At 72.7% G+C, this 20317-nt stretch carries 19 protein-coding genes and 1 pseudogene; 8 read left to right on the top strand and 12 right to left on the bottom strand.

Annotated elements, in window-relative coordinates; genetic code table 11:
• The first annotated feature begins 82 nt into the window (after positions 1-82).
• Positions 83-1441 (top strand): phenylacetate--CoA ligase PaaK, encoded by a 1359-nt coding sequence (paaK, locus tag AC07F0_RS36440; RefSeq protein ID WP_478984272.1) that lies wholly within the window; start codon positions 83-85, stop codon positions 1439-1441.
• A gap of 8 nt (positions 1442-1449) precedes the next feature.
• Here the strand turns inward: paaK and AC07F0_RS36435 are convergent, their stop codons facing one another.
• The 4 genes and pseudogenes from AC07F0_RS36435 to AC07F0_RS36420 all read right to left on the bottom strand — a co-directional run bounded on the left by AC07F0_RS36435 (position 1450) and on the right by AC07F0_RS36420 (position 4434).
• Entirely contained in the window at positions 1450-2643 is a 1194-nt protein-coding gene (locus tag AC07F0_RS36435; RefSeq protein WP_478984271.1) for a PP2C family protein-serine/threonine phosphatase, read from the bottom strand.
• Between the two features lie 117 nt (positions 2644-2760).
• The gene (locus AC07F0_RS36430) at positions 2761-3519 is read right to left on the bottom strand and encodes an IclR family transcriptional regulator (RefSeq protein ID WP_478984270.1); all 759 of its coding nucleotides are present in this window, start codon (positions 3517-3519) and stop codon (positions 2761-2763) included.
• Positions 3520-3560: 41 nt separating this feature from the next.
• A pseudogene (locus tag AC07F0_RS36425) lies at positions 3561-3668 on the bottom strand (transcriptional regulator); the annotation flags it as partial.
• A gap of 31 nt (positions 3669-3699) precedes the next feature.
• Positions 3700-4434: a dienelactone hydrolase family protein gene (locus tag AC07F0_RS36420; RefSeq protein ID WP_478984268.1), complete on the bottom strand. Its 735-nt coding sequence runs from the start codon at positions 4432-4434 to the stop codon at positions 3700-3702.
• Between the two features lie 328 nt (positions 4435-4762).
• On the opposite strand from AC07F0_RS36420, the gene AC07F0_RS36415 reads away from it, so the two are divergent.
• The 7 genes from AC07F0_RS36415 (at position 4763) to hypE (ending at position 12663) form a co-directional block, all read left to right on the top strand.
• Positions 4763-6508 (top strand): enoyl-CoA hydratase-related protein, encoded by a 1746-nt coding sequence (locus AC07F0_RS36415; RefSeq protein ID WP_478984267.1) that lies wholly within the window; start codon positions 4763-4765, stop codon positions 6506-6508.
• Positions 6505-7068: a hydrogenase maturation protease gene (locus AC07F0_RS36410; protein ID WP_478984265.1), complete on the top strand. Its 564-nt coding sequence runs from the start codon at positions 6505-6507 to the stop codon at positions 7066-7068. The genes AC07F0_RS36415 and AC07F0_RS36410 overlap by 4 nt, the downstream gene beginning before the upstream one ends.
• Before the next feature lie 61 nt (positions 7069-7129).
• Positions 7130-7867 (top strand): hydrogenase nickel incorporation protein HypB, encoded by a 738-nt coding sequence (gene hypB, locus AC07F0_RS36405; RefSeq protein ID WP_478984264.1) that lies wholly within the window; start codon positions 7130-7132, stop codon positions 7865-7867.
• Entirely contained in the window at positions 7864-10176 is a 2313-nt protein-coding gene (gene hypF / locus AC07F0_RS36400; protein WP_478984263.1) for a carbamoyltransferase HypF, read from the top strand. The genes hypB and hypF overlap by 4 nt, the downstream gene beginning before the upstream one ends.
• A 3-nt stretch (positions 10177-10179) precedes the next feature.
• The gene (locus AC07F0_RS36395; RefSeq protein WP_356928148.1) at positions 10180-10461 is read left to right on the top strand and encodes a HypC/HybG/HupF family hydrogenase formation chaperone; all 282 of its coding nucleotides are present in this window, start codon (positions 10180-10182) and stop codon (positions 10459-10461) included.
• Positions 10458-11600: a hydrogenase formation protein HypD gene (gene hypD / locus AC07F0_RS36390; protein WP_478984262.1), complete on the top strand. Its 1143-nt coding sequence runs from the start codon at positions 10458-10460 to the stop codon at positions 11598-11600. The genes AC07F0_RS36395 and hypD overlap by 4 nt, the downstream gene beginning before the upstream one ends.
• Complete coding sequence (hypE, locus tag AC07F0_RS36385; RefSeq protein WP_478984260.1) at positions 11593-12663, top strand: hydrogenase expression/formation protein HypE; 1071 nt, start codon at positions 11593-11595, stop codon at positions 12661-12663. The genes hypD and hypE overlap by 8 nt, the downstream gene beginning before the upstream one ends.
• A gap of 54 nt (positions 12664-12717) precedes the next feature.
• Here the strand turns inward: hypE and hypA are convergent, their stop codons facing one another.
• The 8 genes from hypA to AC07F0_RS36345 form a co-directional block, all read right to left on the bottom strand.
• Positions 12718-13074 carry a hydrogenase maturation nickel metallochaperone HypA gene (gene hypA / locus AC07F0_RS36380; protein WP_478984259.1) on the bottom strand — a complete coding sequence of 119 codons (357 nt, stop codon included), beginning with the start codon at positions 13072-13074 and terminating at the stop codon, positions 12718-12720.
• A 7-nt stretch (positions 13075-13081) separates the two neighbouring features.
• Complete coding sequence (locus AC07F0_RS36375) at positions 13082-13231, bottom strand: hypothetical protein (protein ID WP_478984258.1); 150 nt, start codon at positions 13229-13231, stop codon at positions 13082-13084.
• A 128-nt stretch (positions 13232-13359) separates the two neighbouring features.
• Entirely contained in the window at positions 13360-13566 is a 207-nt protein-coding gene (locus AC07F0_RS36370) for a hypothetical protein (protein ID WP_478984256.1), read from the bottom strand.
• A 41-nt stretch (positions 13567-13607) separates the two neighbouring features.
• The gene (locus AC07F0_RS36365) at positions 13608-14204 is read right to left on the bottom strand and encodes a DUF5947 family protein (RefSeq protein ID WP_399405053.1); all 597 of its coding nucleotides are present in this window, start codon (positions 14202-14204) and stop codon (positions 13608-13610) included.
• Positions 14201-14746: a NifU family protein gene (locus AC07F0_RS36360; RefSeq protein ID WP_478984254.1), complete on the bottom strand. Its 546-nt coding sequence runs from the start codon at positions 14744-14746 to the stop codon at positions 14201-14203. Before AC07F0_RS36360 ends, AC07F0_RS36365 begins: the two co-directional genes overlap by 4 nt.
• On the bottom strand, positions 14739-16532 hold the full coding sequence (locus AC07F0_RS36355) for a nickel-dependent hydrogenase large subunit (RefSeq protein ID WP_478984252.1): 1794 nt from the start codon (positions 16530-16532) through the stop codon (positions 14739-14741). Before AC07F0_RS36355 ends, AC07F0_RS36360 begins: the two co-directional genes overlap by 8 nt.
• 49 nt (positions 16533-16581) lie before the next feature.
• Positions 16582-17670 carry an NADH-quinone oxidoreductase subunit B family protein gene (locus AC07F0_RS36350; RefSeq protein WP_478984251.1) on the bottom strand — a complete coding sequence of 363 codons (1089 nt, stop codon included), beginning with the start codon at positions 17668-17670 and terminating at the stop codon, positions 16582-16584.
• Positions 17670-20171, bottom strand: a complete 2502-nt coding sequence (locus AC07F0_RS36345) for a hypothetical protein (protein WP_478984250.1) — start codon at positions 20169-20171, stop codon at positions 17670-17672. Before AC07F0_RS36345 ends, AC07F0_RS36350 begins: the two co-directional genes overlap by 1 nt.
• Positions 20172-20317 lie beyond the last annotated feature (146 nt).

The following is a 20317-nucleotide window of genomic DNA, read 5'->3' as shown; positions in this document are numbered from 1 at the left end:
CCGTCCTGTGGGGTGACGAGGTGATCGCGGAGTTCCGGGGCCGCAGCCGCGGCATCCGGAGCACGACGTCGAAGGAGTCGGGATGACCAGCGAGACGACGGCCGCGACGGCCCCGGCGGCGGCCGGGCAGCGGCGGGGCGAGCCCCTCCCCCACGAGCTGCTGGACGACGCCGAGCGCCTGACGCGCGAGGAGCTGCGTGAACTCCAGCTCGGCCGGCTGCGCCGGAGCCTGCGCCACGCCTACGACCACGTGGAGACGTACCGGAGGAAGTTCGACGAGGCCGGTGTCGGACCCGACGACTGCCGGACCCTGGCGGACCTGTCCCGCTTCCCCTTCACGACCAAGGCGGATCTGCGCGACACCTACCCGTTCGGCATGTTCGCCGTCCCCATGGACCAGGTCCGCCGCGTCCACGCCTCCAGCGGCACCACCGGCCGCCCCACCGTCGTCGGCTACACGGAGAACGACCTGTCGACGTGGGCGGACCTGGTCGCCCGCTCGATCCGCGCCGCCGGCGGGCGGCCCGGGCACAAGGTGCACATCTCCTACGGTTACGGCCTGTTCACGGGCGGCCTCGGCGCGCACTACGGGGCCGAGCGGGCCGGGTGCACCGTCATCCCCGCCTCGGGAGGCATGACCGCACGCCAGGTGCAGATCATCCAGGACTTCCAGCCCGAGATCATCATGGTCACCCCCTCCTACATGCTCACGCTCCTCGACGAGTTCGAGCGTCAGGGCGTCGACCCCCGCTCGACCTCGCTGAGGGTCGGGATCTTCGGTGCCGAGCCGTGGACGGAGGAGATGCGCCGCGAGATCGAGGAGCGCCTGGACATCCACGCCGTCGACATATACGGCCTGTCCGAGGTCATCGGCCCGGGTGTCGCCCAGGAGTGCGTGGAGACCAAGGACGGCCTGCACGTGTGGGAGGACCACTTCTACCCCGAGGTCGTCGACCCGCTCACGGGCGAGGTGCTGGACGACGGCGAGGAGGGCGAACTGGTCTTCACCTCCCTCACCAAGGAGGCCCTGCCGGTCGTCCGCTACCGCACCCGCGACCTGACCCGGCTGCTGCCCGGCACCGCCCGGCCCGCCTTCCGCCGCATCGAGAAGATCACCGGCCGCTGCGACGACATGATCATCCTGCGGGGGGTGAACGTCTTCCCCAGCCAGATCGAGGAGGTCGTGCTCCGCACGCCCGGCGTCGCTCCGCACTTCCAGATCGAGCTGACCCGGCGCGGACGGATGGACCACATGACCGTCCGCGTCGAAACCCGGCCCGGCACACCCGCCGGCCTGCGCGACGCCGCCGCCCGCGCGATCGCGAAGGACGTCAAGGACGGCGTCGGTGTCACCGTCGACGTGTCGATCGTCGAACCGGAGACCCTGGAACGCTCCCTCGGCAAACTCCGGCGGGTCAAGGACCTGCGCGGCAAGCCGTGACCCTGCCCTCACGGGCGGCACCGCGCCTGGGGAGCGGTCACCTTCTCGGAGGTGCCATGTTCGGACGCGGCCGGTTTGCGGATCAGCAGCAGGGCCGCGTCGTCGTGCAGCCGGCCGCCCACATGGTCCAGCAACTCGTCGTGGAGCGCGCCGAGGGTGCGGGCCGGTTCGTGGGACACGTGTCGCTCCAGTCCTTCGGCGAGCCGATAGAAGGACCGCTCCTGGTCCCGGGCCTCGGTGACCCCGTCGGTGTAGAGCAGCAGCTGGTCGCCGTCGGCGAAGGGCAGCTCGTGAAGGCTGGGCCCGTGACCGGCGAGGGCGCGCAGCCCGAGCGGCGGGGACGGATGAGCGGGCTCCACCGGCGTGACCCTCCCGCAGGAGCGCACCAGCAGCGGCGGCGCGTGCCCGCAGTTCACCACTTCCAGGTGCCCGTCCCGCGGATATCCGGCGACCACCGCGGTGACGAAGTCGTCGTGACCGAGGTTGCGCGCCAGACTCCGCTCGATCCGGTCGACCACGGCGAGGAGGTCGGGCTCGTCGTGGGCGGCCTCGCGGAAGACACCGAGCACCAGCGCGGCGGTGCCCACGGCGGGCAGGCCCTTGCCGCGCACATCGCCGACGATCAGCCGCACCCCGTGCGGTGTGGGTATCAGGGCGTAGAGGTCCCCGCCGATCCGGGCCTCGGCCGCGGCGGCGCTGTAGCGCACGGCCGCCTGGAACGGTCCGACGGTCGGCGGCACGGGCTTGAGCAGCGCGTGCTGGGCGGTCTCCGCGACCGAGCGGACGGCCGCGAGCACGCGCTCGCGGCGCACCCGCAGCACACCGGCCAGGCCGCTCGCGAGGGTGACGGCCGTCAGGGCCGCCAGCACGGCGGTCAGTTCCCGCCCCGGCATACCGTCCCGCATGCCGAGCGTCAGGCCGCACACGACGGCGAGCAGGCCGACCCAGAGGACTCCGCGCGGGCCGTTGGTCGTGGCGGCGAGGGCGGGACCGGCCGCGAGCAGGGGCAGCCAGATCATCCCGCCTCCGCCGGCGAGATCGACGAGCACGATGACGGTGACGATCAGTACCGGCAGGACGGGCGTACCGGCGGCCAGCTGTGCGAGAACGCGTCTGCGCGCCGGGCCCCCGGCACCGGCCACCCGCTTGCTGAACGGCCGTACGGCCCAGTGGTCGTCACCAAGGTCTCGGGTCCAGCTCATGTCGGTATCCGTGATCCTCACCTGTGAGCGGGGCGCCGGCCTGGGACGCACGCACCCCTGAAATGTCTGTTTCATCCAGAAAACGGGGCGAGCGGGGCACCGGCAAGGAGCGGATTTTCAGATAGTGAGCGAGAGGCTCCGCGTCACGCGGCTCGCGGTCGGCAGCAGCCGCGCGCTGATCTCCGGCAGCTGGGAGAGCCGGTTCGCCGGCAGTGAGACGCCGAGGGAGCCGAGGGTGTCCCCGCTGTAGACCGGGACGGCGACGCAGACGGTGCCGAGGGCGTACTCCTCCAGGTCCGTGACGGCCGGAGCCAGGGGCGAGGTCTCCAGCCTCCGGAGCAGTTCCGGCGGGCTGGTGATCGTCCGCGGGGTGAGGTCGGCGAGGTGGTGGCGGGAGAGGTAGTCCTTGCGGGACTCCTCGTCCAGTTCCCTGAGCACGGACTTGCCCAGGGCGGTCGCGTGTCCCGCGTCCTCGAAGCCCACCCAGAGGTCGACGCGGGGCGTCCCGGGGCCGTCGACGATCTCGCTGACCCGGATCTCGCCCTCCTCGTAGAAGGTGAGATAGGCGGGGGTCGCGAGTTCGTCCCGCAGCGCGGCGAGCGTGGGCCGGACGCGGCTGAGCAGCGCCTGCGCACGGCCCGTGGTCCGGAGGTTCTGCAGCTTGTCACCGAGGACGAACCCACCGTCGTCCAGCTTCCGCACGTAGCCGTCGTGCACCAGCGTCCGCAGCAGGTGATAGGCGGTGGCCAGAGGCAACCCGGTCTCACGCGCCAGCTGCTTGGCCGGCGCGCCGTTCTGGTGTGCGCTCACCGCCTCCAGCAGCCGCATGGCCCGCTGGACGGAGGTGATGAGCGTAGGGCCGTCTTGCGCACCCATGGGACCAGGGTACGGCCCGGGCAGGACGGCGACGAGACCGCTGCATGCTCGACGCCGATCAGGAGTGACGCGGGCCCGCAGAGGGCGGTCCCGAGCGTGACCATGCCGATGGAACGGGTCCGCTCGGAGGCCAGCGCCCGGGCCGCGTCGATCATGTCCGCTGAACGTACCGTCGGAGCCTCACCTGCCGGCGAGGGTGCGGTCGAGGAGGGGCAGCAGGCGGTCCCAGTGGCGCTGCAGTCCGGCGGGGTCGAAGGCGTCGGTGTCGGACATGGTGAAGCCGTGGACGGTGCCGGGGTAGATCTCGGAGGTGTGGCGGACACCGGCGGCGTCCAGGGCCCGGTTGAGTTCGCCGAGGGCCTCGGGCGTCAGGTCGCTTTCGGCGTGGCCGAAGTGGGCCTCGGCGGTGATCCCGGCGAGGACGTCGGTTCCGGCCGCGGCCACGGGGCCGTGGAAGGCGGCGACGGCGGCCACTCGGCCGGGGTGGGCCGCGGCGGTGCGCACCGCGAGGAGGCCGCCTATGCAGTAGCCGGTCACCGCGACCGGTCCGGCGCCGGCCTCGGGCCGGGTGGTGAGGAACCTGAGGTAGGCGTCGGCGTCGCTCAGGGCCCGTGCGGCGGTGTGCGCCTCGATCAAGGGCAGCACCTGGGCCATGAGCGCGGGCCGGGCCTCTTCTCCGATGTGCTCGGGAAGGTCGATCACCGGTGCCGGGCCGTGCCGGTAAAAAAGGTTGGGGACGAGCACGTAGTACCCGTGCCCGGCCAGTTCGCGGGCCATCTCCCGCAGCACGGGCCGGATGCCGAAGCCGTCCGCGTACATCAGCACCCCCGGGTGCCGCTCGCCGTCGTCGGGGAAGGCGGCGATGGCGTCGGCCAGGCCGTCCGTGGTGGGGATCTGCAGCGTCTTGACGGGCATGTTCCGCTCTCCTGTCGTGGTTGATGTGCCGAGCCTGTGATCAACACGACGGAGGCGGAGCCCGCGCGGCAGCGCAAGCCCCTCGTTCACACAGCGGGCCCGCACCGGCCCGTACGGCGCTCAGAAGAGCACCGGGTCACCGATCCGTGTGTGGCGCGATGCCGTCCCGGTATTCATGGCGGCACAGCCTAGCCGAGCGGCCTGAGGACCGCCCGGGCGTCGAGAACGGACAGCGGGCGATCCGGATGGAGCAAGAGGCCCGCGAAGACAGGCGAAACGCCGCCGTGGTCCTTCGCAGGCCTCCCCGGACCGGCGACCATGCGATGTCATGGACATCTTGCTCGTCGCCAGCGCGTTCAACAGCCTGTCCCAGCGTGTGTACGCGGAACTGTCGGACCACGGGCACCGCGTGGACGTCGTCCTCGCCTCCCACGGGCCCGACGCCGTCCGGGCCGCCGTGCGCGAGGTGCGCCCGGAACTGATCGTCGCCCCGATGCTGAAGTCCGCCCTTCCGGAGGACGTGTGGCAGGAACACACCTGTCTGGTCGTGCACCCTGGGCCGCCCGGCGACCGGGGCCCGTCGTCGCTGGACTGGGCGATCGCCGAGGAGGCGCCCGAGTGGGGCGTGACCGTGCTCCAGGCCGAGGCGGCGATGGACGCGGGAGACATCTGGGCGGACGGGTCCTTCCCGGTGCCGCCGGCCGGCAAGAGCGACGTGTACCGGGGCGAACTGTCCGACGCCGCCGTGGCCGCCGTGCTGCTGGCCGTGCGGCGGTACGCGGACGGATCGTTCAAACCGCGGCCGCAGAGCGATCCCGGGATCCGTGTGGTGTGGCGGGACTTCTTCCGCCAGGAGCAGCGGCGGATCGACTGGGAGAACGACAGCGCGGAAACGGTGCTGCGCAAGCTCCGCGGGGCCGACTCGCAGCCGGGCGTCCTGGACGAACTCTGCGGCCGGGAGGTGTTCCTGCACGGCGGGCATCCGGAGGACCGGCTGCGCGGACGGCCGGGCGAGCTGCTCGCGACCCGGTCCGGCGCCCTGTGCCGGGCCACCCGGGACGGCGCGGTGTGGATCCCGGAACTGCGCCCCCGCAAGAGCTCCGGCGACCCGGCCCCCTTCCGCCGTCCGGCGGCCTCGGTGCTCTCCTCCTTCCCCGCGCCGCCCGGCAGCGGCCCGGGCATGCCGGGTTCGAACGACCGCCCGTACTGGCTGCCGGAGATCGCCGTCCCGCTCGAACTGCCGCCGAAGCGCACCACCTGGTCCGACATCCGCTACCGGCAGCGGGGTGACATCGGCTTCCTGTCCTTCTCGTTCCCAGGCGGGGCGATGAGCACCAACCACTGCCGCAGGCTGCTCGCCGCCTACCGGTACGCGCTCACCCGCTCCACCTCGGTGCTGGTGCTCGGCGGCGCCCGGGACTTCTTCTCCAACGGCATCCACCTGAACGTCATCGAGGCGTCGAGCGACCCGGCGGGCGAGTCCTGGTCCAACCTCATCGCCATGAACGACCTCGTCGAGGCCGTGCTGCGCACCACCGACCGGCTGGTGGTGGCGGCGCTCGGCGGCAACGCGGCGGCCGGTGGTGTCATGCTGGCACTGGCCGCCGACGAGGTCTGGTGCCGCACGGGCAGCGTCCTCAACCCGCACTACCGGAACATGGGCCTGTACGGATCGGAGTTCTGGACGTACTCGCTGCCGCGGCGTGTGGGAGCCGAGACGGCCGAGCGGCTGACGAGCGAGGCGCTGCCGGTGAGCGCCGCGACGGCCGAGCGGATCGGGCTGGTGGATCGTCTGGTGCCGGTTGCTTCCCAGGAGTTCACCGGGGAGGTCGAGCGCCTGGCTGCCGAGGTGGCCGGCGACCCGGATCTCGCACGCCGGATCACCGCCAAGGCCACGGCACGTCACGCGGACGAGCTCCAGCGTCCCCTCACCGAATACCGGCGGAGCGAACTCGCCCGCATGCGCGCCGTCTTCTTCGATCCGCAGGCCCCGTACCACGAGCTGCGGTCCGCCTTCGTCCGCAAGAACCCGACCGGCTCCGCCCGGCCTCTGGCCTGCGAAGGCGCGGTATGAGCGCGCGGCTGCTCGTGGCGGGCGTCGGCAACATCTTCCTCGCGGACGACGCCTTCGGCCCCGAGGTGATCCGCGCCCTGGAGCAGCGTCCGCTGCCGCCCGAGGTGCGGGTCCGGGACTTCGGCATCCGCGGCATGGACCTCGCGTACGCACTGCTCGACGGCTACGACACGGCCGTCCTGGTCGACGCCGCCGTAGGGGGACACGAGCCGGGCACCCTGTCGCTGATCGAGCCGGACCTGCCCGACCGCGCCACGGCCGGCGCCCCGCCCGAGGCGCACGGCATGGACCCGGCGAAGGTCCTCGCCCTGGCAGCCCACCTGGGTGACGAGCCGCTCCCGCGCGTCCTCGTCCTGGCCTGCGAGCCGGAGCTGCGGGCACCCGCCGACGAGGACATCGCCCCGGGCATCAGCACGACCGTGCGCGAGGCGGTCGGGCGGGCCGTCGCCGCGCTGCACGCCCTGGTTCCGGTGCTGCTGGCCGACCCGGCGGCCACGCCGCCGTTGAGCCGCCCGGACGAATCCCCCGCCCTGTCCCCGCCGGGCTGCCGGGCGCCGTGAGAGACGGCGCCGAGGATCGGTGGCGGACCGATTTCCCCACCGACCGCGAGGAGCGGCGCCCATGTGCGATTCCGTGGACGAGGTCACTCAGGCCGTCCTGGCGAAGAACGACGGTCTGGCCGCGGGCCTGCGCGACGAGCTGGCCCGGCGCGGAGTGAGCGTGGTCAATCTGCTGTCCAGCCCGGGCAGCGGCAAGACGGAACTGCTCGGGCGGGTGCTCGCCAGGGCGGTGGAGCGGGGTCTTCCGGTGGCCGCGCTCACCGCCGACCTGGCGACCGAGAACGACGCCGACCGGCTGGCCCGTTCGGGAGCCCCGGTGAAGCAGCTGCTGACGGACGGGCTGTGCCATCTGGAGGCGCGGCAGCTGCGCGGCCATGTGGAGAGCTGGCTGCCCGGGGATACCTCGCTGCTGTTCGTGGAGAACGTCGGCAACCTCGTCTGCCCGGCGTCCTACGACCTCGGCGAGAGTCTGCGCGTCGTGCTCATGGCGGTGACGGAGGGCGAGGACAAGCCGCTGAAGTACCCGACGGCCTTCGGGTCCGCCCAGCTGGTGGTGCTGACCAAGACCGACCTGGCCGGGCCCGCGGGGTTCGACGAGTCCGCCTTCGAGGCGCACGTGCAGCGGGTCAACCCCGGGGTGGAGGTGCTGCGGTCCTGCGCCCGAACCGGCGCCGGCGTCGACGCCCTGCTGGAGCGGGTGCTCGCCGTACGGGACGGGGCACCGGTGCACCGGCCTCCGCTGACGCCCCGCCCGCACACCCACACCCCCGAGGGTGCCGAAACCGGCCTCGTCTCGTGACGGCGCCCGCCACGCAGGCGGTGCGCCGCCGGGTCACCGTGCGCGGCACCGTGCAGGGCGTGGGCTTCCGGCCCTTCGTGCACCGTCTGGCCACCGCTCTCTCGCTCGCGGGGTTCGTGAGCAACACGGCGAACGGAGTCCTCATCGAGGTGGAGGGCCCGCCGGACCGTGTAGCCGACTTCTGCGACCGGCTGGCCGCCCAGCCGCCGCCGTTGGCCACCGTCACCGGCGTCGGGGTCGAGGACCTGCCCGTCAGCGGCGCCGACGGCGGCTTCGCCATCCGTTCCACCGACCGCTCCCCCGGCCGCACCCATCTCCCGCCCGACACGGCGACCTGCGCGGACTGCCTGCGGGACCTGACCGATCCGGCCGACCGCCGGCACCGGCACCCGTTCGTCACGTGCACCCACTGCGGGCCCCGCTTCACCATCGCCACGGGCATGCCGTACGACCGGGCGGTGACGACCATGGCCGGCTTCCCGATGTGCGCCGACTGCGCCCGGGAGTACGGCGATCCCCTCGACCGCCGCTTCCACGCCCAGCCCGTGGCGTGCCCCCGCTGCGGCCCGCGGCTGCGCCTGCTGCCGGCGCCGGGGAGCGGCATCCGCCCGGCACGGGACGCCGACGCCCTGGCGGCGGCACGGGCGCTGCTGGCCGCCGGGCGGATCGTCGCCGTCAAGGGCCTCGGCGGCTACCACCTGGCGTGCGACGCGACCGACGCGCGGGCCGTCGAGACGCTGCGCAGCCGCAAGGCGCGCGGCGGCAAGCCGTTCGCGGTGATGTGCGCGGACCTGGACACCCTACGGCGGATCGCCGTGCTCTCCGCGGCCGAGCCGGCCGCCCTCACCAGCCTCCGGCGCCCCATCGTCCTGCTCCGCCGACGAGCCGGGGAGCCGGGCCTCGCGCCCGGCGTCTGCTCCGGCAGTCCCCACCTGGGCGTCATGCTGCCCTACACGCCCGTGCACACCCTGCTGTTCGGTCTGCCCGGCGATCCGCCGGGACCGCGTGTGCTGGTCATGACGAGCGGCAACCGCTCGGGGGAGCCGATCGTCACGGACGACGACGAGGCGCTGACCCGGCTCGCCGGGCTGGCCGACGCGTGGCTCGCCCACGACCGGCCCATCGCCTCGCCCTGTGACGACTCCCTGCTGCGGGTGCGGCCCGACGGCACCGAGCAGGTGCTGCGCCGGTCCCGGGGGTATGTGCCCCGCCCGCTGCGGCTGCCGGTCCCGGTGCGGCCCGCGCTCGCCGTGGGCGGCGATCTGAAGAACGCCCTGTGTCTCGGCGAGGGCGACCAGGCCTGGTTCGGCCCGCACATCGGCGACATGGGCGATCTGACCACTCTGGAGGCGGCCCGGCGGGCGGAGGCGCATCTGCGGAGCCTGACCGGCGTCGCCCCCGAGGTCGTCGCCGCGGACCGGCACCCCGGATACCACTCGGCGAGGTGGGCCGCCCGGCCGGCCGGTCGCCCCCCGGTGCTGGTCCAGCACCACCACGCGCACATCGCCTCCGCGATGGCCGAGCACGGTCTCGACGGCACCGCACGCGTGATCGGCGTCGCCTTCGACGGCACGGGCTACGGCGACGACGGCACCGTCTGGGGCGGCGAGATCCTGCTCGCCGGTTACAGCGGCTTCCGGCGCTACGCGCACCTCGCTCCCGCCCCGCTGCCCGGCGGCGACGCGGGAGTGGCCAATCCGCGCCGCCTTGCGCTGGCCCGGCTGTGGGCGGCGGGCCTGCCGTGGGACGCGGGCCTGCCCTGCGTCGAGGCCTGCACACCCGATGAACGGATTTTGCTTCACAGGCAGTTGGAGCGCTCTGTGGCCTGTGTGGCGACCTCCAGCATGGGCCGGCTCTTCGACGCCGTGTCGTCGCTCGCCGGGGTGTGCCATCGCGCGGAGTACGAGGCCCAGGCCGCCCTGGAACTGGAGGCGGCGGCCGCTTCGGCCTGGGACGCCGAGACCTCGGCGTACGCCTTCGCCGGCGATCTCGACCCGGCGCCCGTGCTCAGCGCACTGGTCGCCGATCTGCGGCGCGGCACCCCGGCTCCTGTGCTCGCCGCCCGCTTCCACCGCGCGGTGGCACGGGCCGTCGCGGAGATCTGCCGGCGAGCGCGCCGGGACACCGGCCTGGCCACCGTGGCCCTCAGCGGCGGTGTCTTCGCCAACGCGCTGCTGGAGGAGGAGTGCGCACGGCTGCTGGACGACGACGGCTTCGTGGTGCTCCGTCACGGCGAAGTCCCGCCGAACGACGGCGGATTGGCCCTCGGCCAGCTGGTGGTCGCGGCGCACCTACGACAGGAGGAGTGACCCATGTGTTTGGCAGTGCCCGGCAAGGTCGTGGCCATCGACGACGGCGCGGATCCGCTCACCGGGCTGATCGACTTCGGCGGAGTGCAGAAACAGGCGTGTCTGGAGTACGTGCCCGAGGTGCGGGTGGGCGAGTACGTCATCGTGCACGTCGGCTTCGCGCTCCAGCGCCTGGACGAGGAGTCGGCCCTGGCCTCGCTGAAGCTGTTCGAGGAACTGGGGCTGCTGGAGGAGGAGTTCGGTGACGCCTGGGAGCAGGCGGCGAAGGAGGCGGGAACGGCGTGAAGTACATCGACGAGTTCAACGACCCGGATCTGGCCCGGCGGCTCCTGGACGAGATCCGGACCACCGCGACCCGGCCGTGGGCCTTGATGGAGGTGTGCGGCGGACAGACCCACTCGATCATCCGGCACGGCATCGACCAGTTGCTCCCCGAGCAGGTCGAGTTGATCCACGGCCCGGGCTGCCCCGTCTGCGTCACGCCGCTGGAGGTCATCGACAAGGCGCTGGAGATCGCCTCGCGGCCCGGGGTGATCTTCTGTTCCTTCGGCGACATGCTCCGGGTGCCGGGCACCGGCCGTGACCTGTTCCGGGTCAAGGGCGAGGGCGGCGACGTCCGCGTGGTCTACTCGCCGCTCGACGCCCTGGAGCTGGCCCGCCGCCACCCGGACCGGGAGGTGGTGTTCTTCGCGATCGGCTTCGAGACCACGGCCCCGGCCAACGCGATGGCCGTGCACCAGGCGCGCAGGCTGGGTCTGAGCAACTTCAGCCTGCTGGTGTCGCATGTGCGGGTGCCCCCGGCCGTCGAGGCGATCATGACGGCTCCGGCCTGCCGGGTGCAGGCTTTCCTGGCCGCCGGGCACGTGTGCAGCGTGATGGGCACGGCGGAGTACCCGGAGCTGGCCGAGCGGTTCAAGGTGCCGATGGTGGTGACCGGGTTCGAGCCGCTGGACATCCTGGAGGGCATCCGCCGGGCGGTCCGCCAGCTGGAACGCGGCGAGCACCGGGTGGAGAACGCGTATCCGCGTGCTGTGCGCGAGGAGGGCAATCCGGCCGCCGTGCGCATGATCGAGGAGGTGTTCGAGGTCACCGACCGGTCCTGGCGCGGTATCGGACGGATCCCGGCCAGTGGCTGGCGGCTGCGCGACGCCTTCCGCGCGTACGACGCCGAGCACCGCTTCGACGTCACCGGGATCCGTACCGAGGAGCCCGCGGAGTGCCGCAGCGGTGAGGTGCTCCAGGGGCTGATCAAGCCGACCGAGTGCGCCGCGTTCGGCACCACCTGCACCCCGCGCACCCCGCTCGGCGCCACCATGGTCTCCAGCGAGGGCGCCTGCGCGGCCTACTACCTGTACCGCCGGATGAACGCCCCGACGCCGCGCGCCGGCCGGGCCACGCAGGAAGGGGTGGCTCCCGTTGCCTGAGCAACTCGCCGAGGTCGTCGACCCGGCCAACTGGACCTGCCCCGCCCCGCTGCGCGACCAGGGTGTCGTGGTGATGGGCCACGGCGGCGGCGGAGCCCTGTCGGCGGAGCTGATGGAGCAGGTCTTCACCCCCGCCTACGGCAACGCCACGCTCGCCGGTCTCGCCGACTCCGCCGTCCTCCAACTGGGCGGCGCGCGGCTGGCCTTCTCCACCGACTCCTACGTGGTCCGGCCGCTGTTCTTCCCCGGCGGCAGCCTGGGCGACCTCGCGGTCAACGGCACCGTGAACGACCTGGCGATGAGCGGTGCGCGGCCCGCGTATCTCTCCGCCGCGTTCGTGCTGGAGGAAGGCGTCGAGCTGACCGTCGTGGAGCGGATCGCCCGCGCGATGGGTGCGGCCGCCGAGACCGCGGGGGTCACCGTCGCCACGGGTGACACCAAGGTGGTGGAGTCCGGGCACGGGGACGGGGTGTACGTCACCACGGCCGGTGTCGGGCTCGTCCCTGACGGGGTGGACATCCGGCCCCAGCGTGCGCGGCCCGGGGACGCCGTGATCGTCAGCGGGCCGATCGGTCTGCACGGGGTGGCGATCATGAGCGTGCGGGAGGGGCTGGAGTTCGGGGTGGAGATCGCCAGCGACACCGCGCCACTGGCGGATCTGGTGGCGGCGATGCTGGCCGTCACTGCGGACATCCATGTGCTGCGCGACCCCACCCGGGGCGGCCTGGCGGCGTCGCTCAACGAGATCGCCCGTGCCTCGGGGACCGGGGTCCGGCTTCAGGAGCGCGCCATTCCGGTGCCGGACGCGGTGGCGAACGCGTGCGGCTTCCTGGGGCTCGATCCCCTCTACGTCGCGAACGAGGGCAGGCTGGTCGCCTTCGTACCGCCGGCACAGGCGGAGAGGGTGCTCGCCGCGATGCGTGCCCACCCGCAGGGCGCCGGAGCCACGCTGATCGGCGAGTGCGTCGCCGAACACCCCGGGATGGTGGTCGTCGCCACCGGCCTGGGCGGGACGCGAGTGGTGGATCTGCCGCTCGGGGAGCAGCTGCCGCGGATCTGCTGATCCGGTTGGGACGCGAGGGGGCCCAGCCGACCTGCTCGGCGGGGCCCCTTCACGCTATGCCGGGGCCGGTGACGGCTCGATCCCCGTGATCTCCAGTTCCCGGCCGCTGCGCAGATCGTTGGTGGGCTGGTCGCAACGCGGGCACCAGAAGAACGGGGGCATGCCCACCGGGAACTCCTCGGCGCACGGGCCGCACCAGGCCTTGGCGGGGACCTGCTCGACCACGAGCCGGGCCCCGGCGAGGGCCGTGCCGTCGCGGGCCACCTCGAAGGCGAAGTCGAGGGCGTCGGGGACGACGCCCGCCAGTTCGCCGACCCGGACGGTCACCGCCGAGACGGCGTCCGTCCCGTCCGCCCGGGCCAGCTCGCCGGCCCGCTCGATGATCGCGGCCGCGATCGACAGCTCGTGCACGGCCGGCTCACGGGTAGCGGTGGCCGGCGCGGAAACCGCCGGCCATCCGCCAGATCCGCATCTCCCGCCTCAGGCTGGGAAACTCCCAGCACAGCAGTGCCAGGGCCACACCGCCCGCCAGGACGGCCTCGGCCTTCAGCATCCGCTGTCCGCTCATCCCGCCTCGCCTTCGCGCGACGGGTCTGCGTGCTCGTCGGACCTTCATTGCGGCGACTCCCTGCTCTCTCATGACGGCTCTCATCCCGGTTGCCATTCCGGCTCTCATCCCGGTTCCCATTCCGGCTCTCATCCCGGCGAGATGTTCGGCATGGTCTTCGCGAGGGCGTCATGCCGCTTCCAGTGGATCCCCGTGGAGCGGCGCGCGTCGGCGGTGCCGTCCTCGTGGTGCCCCTTCTGCTCGTCGTACCGCCCCTTGTTGCCCTGGTGCATGCCGGCGACATGCGTGGGCGTGTCGGGCTTCGCCTGCGCCCGGCCTACTCTGATGCTGCCCATGGGGTGCTCTCCTTCCTCGCCTCCGACCTGCGGAGACGTGTTCACGGCCGCTCGGTGAGCTCCTCGAAGAACCGCTCGACGGCCGGCCAGACCCGGCCACCGCCGGACAGGCCGCGCCACTCCCGGCGTACGACGGCGACCATCCGGTAGCAGTCGTCGACCGGCACGATCCAGTGGTGGTCGAGGCCGTGGACGGTGTTGACCAGCAGGGCCTCCACCTCGGGTTCCACGCCGGCGAGCTGCGGACACGTCCGGGCCAGCTCCTGCCAGGCCGCCGCGTCCACCTCCCACCGCATGGCCCCCGCCGGGCTCGGGCCCTCCGCCGTGACCGTTCCGTCCGCCCGGGGCACGAAGAAGACCAGGCCGACGGGTACGCCCAGCGCGGCCGTGTCGACCTTGGGCAGCCGGACCCGGCGCCGGGGCACGAGCCGGTAGTGCCCGGCGCCCGCCCCGGCCTCTGCGAACAGCACCGAGCAGGGGCCGCAGGCGCAGCGCACCTCCTGCTGCCCGGTGTCGTACAGGTGGGCGTGCTCGTCGGCGACCGGCGCGGCGCACAGGTCACACCTCTCCACCCCGGCCGCCGCCGTACGGTCGGCCGAGGAGCGGATGAGGCGGGCCAGCGCCCCGTCGGTGGTCACCGCGCGCCTCGGTGCGTCAGTGTCGACAGCGGGACGAACGCGGGAGCCGGTGTGCTCGGCAGCGGCTCCACCGCCGTCAGTTCGGGAGCGACGGCGAGCACCGCCTCGCGGACCGCGTCGGTGACCTCGGAGCCTCCACCACCGCAGCCGGAGCCGCAGCCGCCGCCCGTCGTCAGACGCACCCTGCCGACCTGCCCTTGCGCACCGGCCCATTCCACGTCGCCGCCCCGTTCCCGTACGGCGGGCCGCAGCCGTTCGACCGCGCGGGCCGCCCGGCGTTCGGGGGGCTCGGGGTGGATGTCGTGCAACACCAGCAGGTGGCCCAGCAGTTCGTCGTCGGCCAGGCGTTCCGCCAGTTGCTCGTCCGCCTGGTCCAGGACGCGGGCCAGGGCCTCGCCGTAGACCTCGGTCAGCAGCCGGACCGCCTCCGTGGCCGCGCCGGGCAGGGGTTCGAGGCCTTCCAGCACCTCGTCGAGCCGGGCGAGCCGGGCCTCGACGTCCGGGTCGGCCAGCCGGGTGCCGGTGCCGGTGGACTCAGCCATGGTTCGCCCCGTACGTCGGCGAGTGCAGGGTGGTGAGCGTCTTGCCCTTGCCGACGTACATGTGCACGCCGCACGGCAGACAGGGGTCGAAGCTGCGGACGGTGCGCATGATGTCGACGCCCTTGAAGTCGTCCGGCCCGTTCTCCTCGAAGATGGGCTGGCCCTGGACGGCGTCCTCGTACGGGCCGGGGGTGCCGTACATGTCGCGGGGGCTGGCGTTCCACGGGGTGGGCGGGTACGGGTGGTAGTTGGCGATCTTCTTGTCCTTGATCACCAGGTGGTGGGAGAGGACACCGCGCACCGCCTCGTGGAAGCCGCAGCCGATCGCCTCGTCGGGCACCTCGTAGTTCTCGAACACCTTGGTCTCGCCCGCGCGCACGAGCCCCATGGCCTCTTCCAGGAACTGGAGGGCCATGGCGGCCGCGTAGGCGATGAAGTACGGCCGGGCGCGGTCGCGTTCGATGGTGTTGCTCCACCGCGGGATGCGCCATTCCAGGGTCGTCTCCGGCAGTTTCTCGCCCTTGGGCAGGGAGATGCGCACGCTGTGGCCGGTGGCCTTGACGTACGGTGTGTCGACCAGGCCGTTCAGCGCGGTCGACCACAAGCGGGCGAGTGGGCCGCCGCCGGTGTCCAGGGCGAGGTGGTCGCCGGTGCGCTGGTCGAACCAGCGCGGGCTCATGACCCAGCTGTACTTGTCGGCGAAGTCGCGCTTCTGCGGCACCGGGACGGTGGTCTGGTTCCACGGGTGGCGCATGTCGACGGGGTTGCCGAGCGGGTCGTGCGTGACGAAGGGCGATTCGTTGACCCAGTCCTCGTAGTACGAGCTGCCGAGAAGGATGCGCAGACCGAGGTTGATGTCGACGAGGTTGTTGGTGACCAGCTCGCCGTCGACGATGATGCCGGGGGTGACGTACATGTCCTTGCCCCAGGAGTTCATCGTCTCGTAGCGGTAGTCGACGGTCTTGGGGTCCTGGAAGGCGCCCCAGCAGCCCAGCAGGATGCGGCGGCGGCCGACCTCCTCGTAGCCGGGTAGCGCCTCGTAGAAGAAGTCGAAGACGTCGTCGTTCATGGCGACGGCCTTCTTCACGAAGTCGATGACCCGCATGAGCCGGCTGAGGTAGTCGGTGAAGGTGTTCGGCTGCGGCATCGTGCCGACGCCACCGGGGTAGAGCGTGGACGGGTGGACGTGCCGGCCCTCCATGAGGCAGAACATCTCACGGGTGATCCGGCTCATTTTCAGGGCTTCCTTGTAGACCTCGCCCTCGAAGGGGTTGAAGGCCCGCATGATGTCGGCGATCGTCCGGTAGCCGTGGATGTCCCCGTGGGGCGCTTCGGTGCGTTCGGCGCGGGCCAGCACACCGGGGTTGGTGGCCTTGACCATCGCCTCGCAGAAGTCCACGAACACCAGGTTGTCCTGGAAGATCGTGTGGTCGAACATGTACTCCGCTGCTTCGCCGAGGTTGACGATGTAGTCGGCCAGCGGGGGCGGCTTGACGCCGTAGGCCATCTGCTGGGCGTAGTCGGAGCAGGTGGTGTGGTTGTCGCCGCAGATGCCGCAGATCCGGGACGTGATGAAGCCCGCGTCGCGCGGGTCCTTGCCCTTCATGAACACCGAGTAGCCGCGGAACAGCGACGAGGTGCTGTGGCATTCCACGACTTCCCGGTTGGCGAAGTCGATCTTCGTGTAGATGCCCAGGTTCCCGATGATCCGGGTGATCGGATCCCAGGACATGTCCACGAGCTGTGGCGGTTTGCGCTCGGTGGGCCGGGCCTCGGTGGTCGTCATCTGCGGTACTGCCCCTCGCTGTCGGTGGTGGGATGGGTCGCGGGTCTCATCAGGGGCGCCAGTGCGGGTCGTAACCGCTGGTCAGCTTGCGCTTGTTGTGGCGCCACCTGGGCTCGTGGTTGACCAGTTCGTTGGTCATGCCGCGCAGGCGGCGGATGACGGCCCCGTACGGCTTGATGGCCAGGGACGACAGGGTTCCGCCGGGGGGTTCGTCCATGAACGGCATGAACGCGTCGGGGAAGCCGGGCATCGTGCAGCCGATGCAGATGCCGCCGACGTTGGGGCAGCCGCCGATGCCGGCCATCCAGCCGCGCTTGGGCACGTTGCAGTTGACGACCGGGCCCCAGCAGCCCGTCTTCACCAGGCACTTGGGCGAGTTGTAGTCCTTGGCGAAGCTGGCCTGCTCGTAGTACGCGCCGCGGTCGCAGCCCTCGTGGACCGTCTTCCCGAACAGCCACTGCGGTCGCAGCATGTGGTCCAGCGGGGGCGGGGGTGCGGAGCCCGCCGCGTGATAGAGGACCCAGACCAGGGTCTCCATGAAGTTCTCGGGCTGGATCGGGCAGCCGGGCACGTTGACGATCGGCAGGCCGCCCAGGGAGGTGAAGTCCCAGCCCAGGTAGTCGGCCAGGCCCATGCAGCCGGTGGGGTTGCCGGACATGGCGTGGATGCCGCCGAAGGTGGCGCAGGTGCCGGCGGCGACCACCGCCCAAGCCTTGGGGGCCAGTTGGTCGATCCACCAGTTGAGGGTCTGCGGCTCGCCGGTCTCCGGGTCGTTGCCGAAGGAGGTCCAGTAGCCGTCGCCCTCGATGATGTTCTGATTGGGGACGGAGCCCTCGATGACGAGGATGAACGGGCCGAGTTCGCCGCGTACGGCCGCCCGGTAGGGGGCGAGGAAGTCCTCGCCGCCCAGGCTCGGAGAGAGCACCTTGTTGACGAGGTTCACCTTGGGCAGGCCCGGGATCAGTCCGAGCACCAGGTCCTCGATGGAGGGCTGGCCGGCGGCGGTGAGGGAGACGGTGTCGCCGTCGCAGCTCATGCCTTCGGAGATCCAGAGGATGTGGATCTCCTCCATGCCCTGCCGTTCCTCGGAACGGTCGGGTTCCTTGCTGACTTCGGTGGTACTGCTGTGCGTGGTCATCACTCGGCCTCCGCTGCGGGGGTCTCGGAGTCGGTCGTGTGCCGCGAGGGGGTTGCGGCGGGAGCCGGTGCCGACGGCTCGTCCGGGGATCCGGCGGGTTCGAGGGGTTCGAGCTCGTCGGGCCGGAAGTAGTGGAAACGGCCGTACCAGGCGTGCAGTTCGGCCGCGGGGTCGTCGTCGAGCGTGACGGCGAGATGCACGCTGCCGTCCACGTCGTGGAAGACGGCCGCGACCTCGGCGGTACGGCCGGCCAGGAACATGTCCTGAGCGTCGGCGCCGCGTCCCCGGGGCCGCAGCCGGACGCGGCTGCCACCACCGAGCGGGACACCGTCGACGAGCACGGTGTCGGTGACCGGGGAGAGCCCGTCATCGGCACCCTCCTGCCACCAGGTGGGGCGGTCGGTGGGGGCGGGGCGCGCGGAGGCGGGGGTCGCCGCGGCGCCAGTCGCGTCCGGCTCCGCCCCCGGGGACGCGGCGCCGGGCGCCGGGGTCGTGGGGAATGCACTCCCGGGCCCCGAGGTCGCGGGCGCGGCAGCCCCGGGCCCCGAAGTCGCGGGCGCGGCAGCACGTGGCGCCGAAGCCCCGGGGACGGCAGCCCCGAGCGCGGGCGCCGAGGTCGCGGGCGCGGCAACCGCGGGCGCCGACGTCCCGGACGCGGCAACCGCGGGCGCCAGGGACCCGGGCGCGACACCCCCGAGCGCCGGAGCCCAGGGGACGGCAGCCCCGGTGGCCGAGGTCGCGGGCGCGACAGCCGCGGGCACCGAAGTCGCGGGAGCGGCAGCACGTGGCCCCGAAGCCTCAGGGACGGCAACCCCGAGCGCTGGCGCCGAGGTCGCGGGCGCGGCAATCCGGGGCGCCGAGGTCCCGGACGCGGCAACCGCGGGTGCCGGGGACCCGGGCGCGACACCCCCGAGCGCCGGAGCCCAGGGGACGGCAGCCCCGGTGGCCGAGGTCGCGGGCGCGGCAGCCCCGGGCCCCGAAGTCGCGGGAGCGGCAGCACGTGGCGCCGAAGCCCCGGGGACGGCAGCCCCGAGCGCGGGCGCCGAGGTCGCGGGCGCGGTAGTCCGGGGCGCCGACGTCCCGGACGCGGCAACCGCGGGTGCCGGGGACCCGGGCGCGACACCCCCGAGCGCCGGAGCCCAGGGGACGGCAGCCCCGGTGGCCGAGGTCGCGGGCGCGACAGCCGCGGGCACCGAGGTCGCGGGCGCGGCAGCACGTGGCCCCGAAGCCCCGGGGACGGCAACCCCGAGCGCGGGCGCCGAGGTCGCGGGCGCGGTAGTCCGGGGCGCCGACGTCCCGGACGCGGCAACCGCGGGCGCCAGGGACCCGGGCCCGGCAGCCACGAGCGGCGAGGCCCCGGGGACGGCAACCCCGGGTGCCGGGGGCGCCGCGGCAACCGGTGTCAGGGAGCGGACGGCGCCGTGCAGGCGTTCGAAGACCTCCTGCGGCATCGTGTCGACGCGGTCGAGGATCGCGGCCGCCCGCGGGTCGGTGGCCCGTGCCTCGCGCTTCTCCTCGTCGGTCAGCAGCATCGTACGCAGTGTGAGGATCTCGTCGATCTCGGCGGCGTCGTGCAGATCGCCCGGGCTCTCGGGGGCCACCTGAGGGTGGTCGGGCAGGATGATCGGCGCGGAGAGCAGGACGTGGCCGTCGGCGTCGCCGAGGACGGGGAAGGTGAACTCGTTCCGGCATGAGCGGGCGAGTTCACGCAGGTCCGTCGGCGGGTCGGTCAGCGAGACGAACTCCACGCCGTCGCCGCCGATGAGGGTGTGGGTGGCGATGAGGGCGCGGCGCAGTGCCTGGTCCCGAGCGGTCCGCGGTTCCGGTGCGGGCCCGCTGTTCGTGGTGCACACGCGGAGCCGGCAGAGGTCGTCCGAGAGTCGCTCGGCGGTGACGGTGGTGTCGGCTCGCACCTCGTCGCGGTGCCGCACCACCCGCCCGGCCTCACCGGGCAGCGGTTCGACGTCCACGCCGGCCGGCGCGACCACGGGAACGGTGCGTCCGCCCTGAAGGAGCTCGTCGAGCAGGACCTCGACCTCGTGGTCACGCGGCACGGCCTCGTCGAAGGTCAGATGCGTCGTGCCGTCGGCGGTGCGCAGTGACGCGACGGCGTGATGACGGCCCTCCCGGGTCTCCTCCACCTGCTTGCGCTGCATCTGGAGGTGACGGATCCGCACACGTACGGACGCGCTGCCGGGCTGCCGGATCCTCAGCAGGCACTCGGTCTGCTGGTACCAGGAGTCGGCGCTGCCGGAGACTCCGGGGACCACGGGGCCGTCCGCCTCGACCCAGCCCCTCGGGAACAGGACCCCGAACTGCCATCGGACGCGGTTCTTGGCCGAGGACCGGCGGTAGGGGTAGAGGAGGTAGCCCTCGTACAGGACGGCGTCGGCGACGGCGCTCACCTGCTCGAAGGCGTCCGGGGTCCTGCCCGGGGGCACGTCGTCGCCACCTCCGGTGGCAGCGCGCGTCGTGCCGCCCTCGGTCAGTCCCTCCGCCATCGCGTCTCCTCGTCCGGGTGTGCACACGTGTTCAGGGGCTCACACGCATCCAGGTGGTGCGCACGCATCCAGGTGGTGCGCACGCATCCCTTCCACCACGGTCACACCGCTCATCCCCGATCGCCTCCTCCGGCGCAATGCCGTTG

It is taken from the genome of Streptomyces sp. NPDC045955 (assembly GCF_056430805.1).
Note: the sequence above shows the minus strand (reverse complement) of the source record. Positions and strands in the feature narration are given on the sequence as shown.

What these genes read in the sequence shown, in the direction of transcription:
- AC07F0_RS36345 (WP_478984250.1), bottom strand. Translation starts at nt 20,171, where the DNA reads ATGGCGGAGGGACTGACCGAGGGCGGCACGACGCGCGCTGCCACCGGA.
- paaK (WP_478984272.1), top strand. Translation starts at nt 83, where the DNA reads ATGACCAGCGAGACGACGGCCGCGACGGCCCCGGCGGCGGCCGGGCAG.
- AC07F0_RS36430 (WP_478984270.1), bottom strand. Translation starts at nt 3,519, where the DNA reads ATGGGTGCGCAAGACGGCCCTACGCTCATCACCTCCGTCCAGCGGGCC.
- hypB (WP_478984264.1), top strand. Translation starts at nt 7,130, where the DNA reads ATGTGCGATTCCGTGGACGAGGTCACTCAGGCCGTCCTGGCGAAGAAC.
- AC07F0_RS36415 (WP_478984267.1), top strand. Translation starts at nt 4,763, where the DNA reads ATGGACATCTTGCTCGTCGCCAGCGCGTTCAACAGCCTGTCCCAGCGT.
- AC07F0_RS36370 (WP_478984256.1), bottom strand. Translation starts at nt 13,566, where the DNA reads ATGGGCAGCATCAGAGTAGGCCGGGCGCAGGCGAAGCCCGACACGCCC.
- AC07F0_RS36420 (WP_478984268.1), bottom strand. Translation starts at nt 4,434, where the DNA reads ATGCCCGTCAAGACGCTGCAGATCCCCACCACGGACGGCCTGGCCGAC.
- AC07F0_RS36350 (WP_478984251.1), bottom strand. Translation starts at nt 17,670, where the DNA reads ATGACCACGCACAGCAGTACCACCGAAGTCAGCAAGGAACCCGACCGT.
- AC07F0_RS36410 (WP_478984265.1), top strand. Translation starts at nt 6,505, where the DNA reads ATGAGCGCGCGGCTGCTCGTGGCGGGCGTCGGCAACATCTTCCTCGCG.
- AC07F0_RS36375 (WP_478984258.1), bottom strand. Translation starts at nt 13,231, where the DNA reads ATGAGCGGACAGCGGATGCTGAAGGCCGAGGCCGTCCTGGCGGGCGGT.
- AC07F0_RS36360 (WP_478984254.1), bottom strand. Translation starts at nt 14,746, where the DNA reads ATGGCTGAGTCCACCGGCACCGGCACCCGGCTGGCCGACCCGGACGTC.
- AC07F0_RS36355 (WP_478984252.1), bottom strand. Translation starts at nt 16,532, where the DNA reads ATGACGACCACCGAGGCCCGGCCCACCGAGCGCAAACCGCCACAGCTC.
- AC07F0_RS36395 (WP_356928148.1), top strand. Translation starts at nt 10,180, where the DNA reads ATGTGTTTGGCAGTGCCCGGCAAGGTCGTGGCCATCGACGACGGCGCG.
- AC07F0_RS36435 (WP_478984271.1), bottom strand. Translation starts at nt 2,643, where the DNA reads ATGAGCTGGACCCGAGACCTTGGTGACGACCACTGGGCCGTACGGCCG.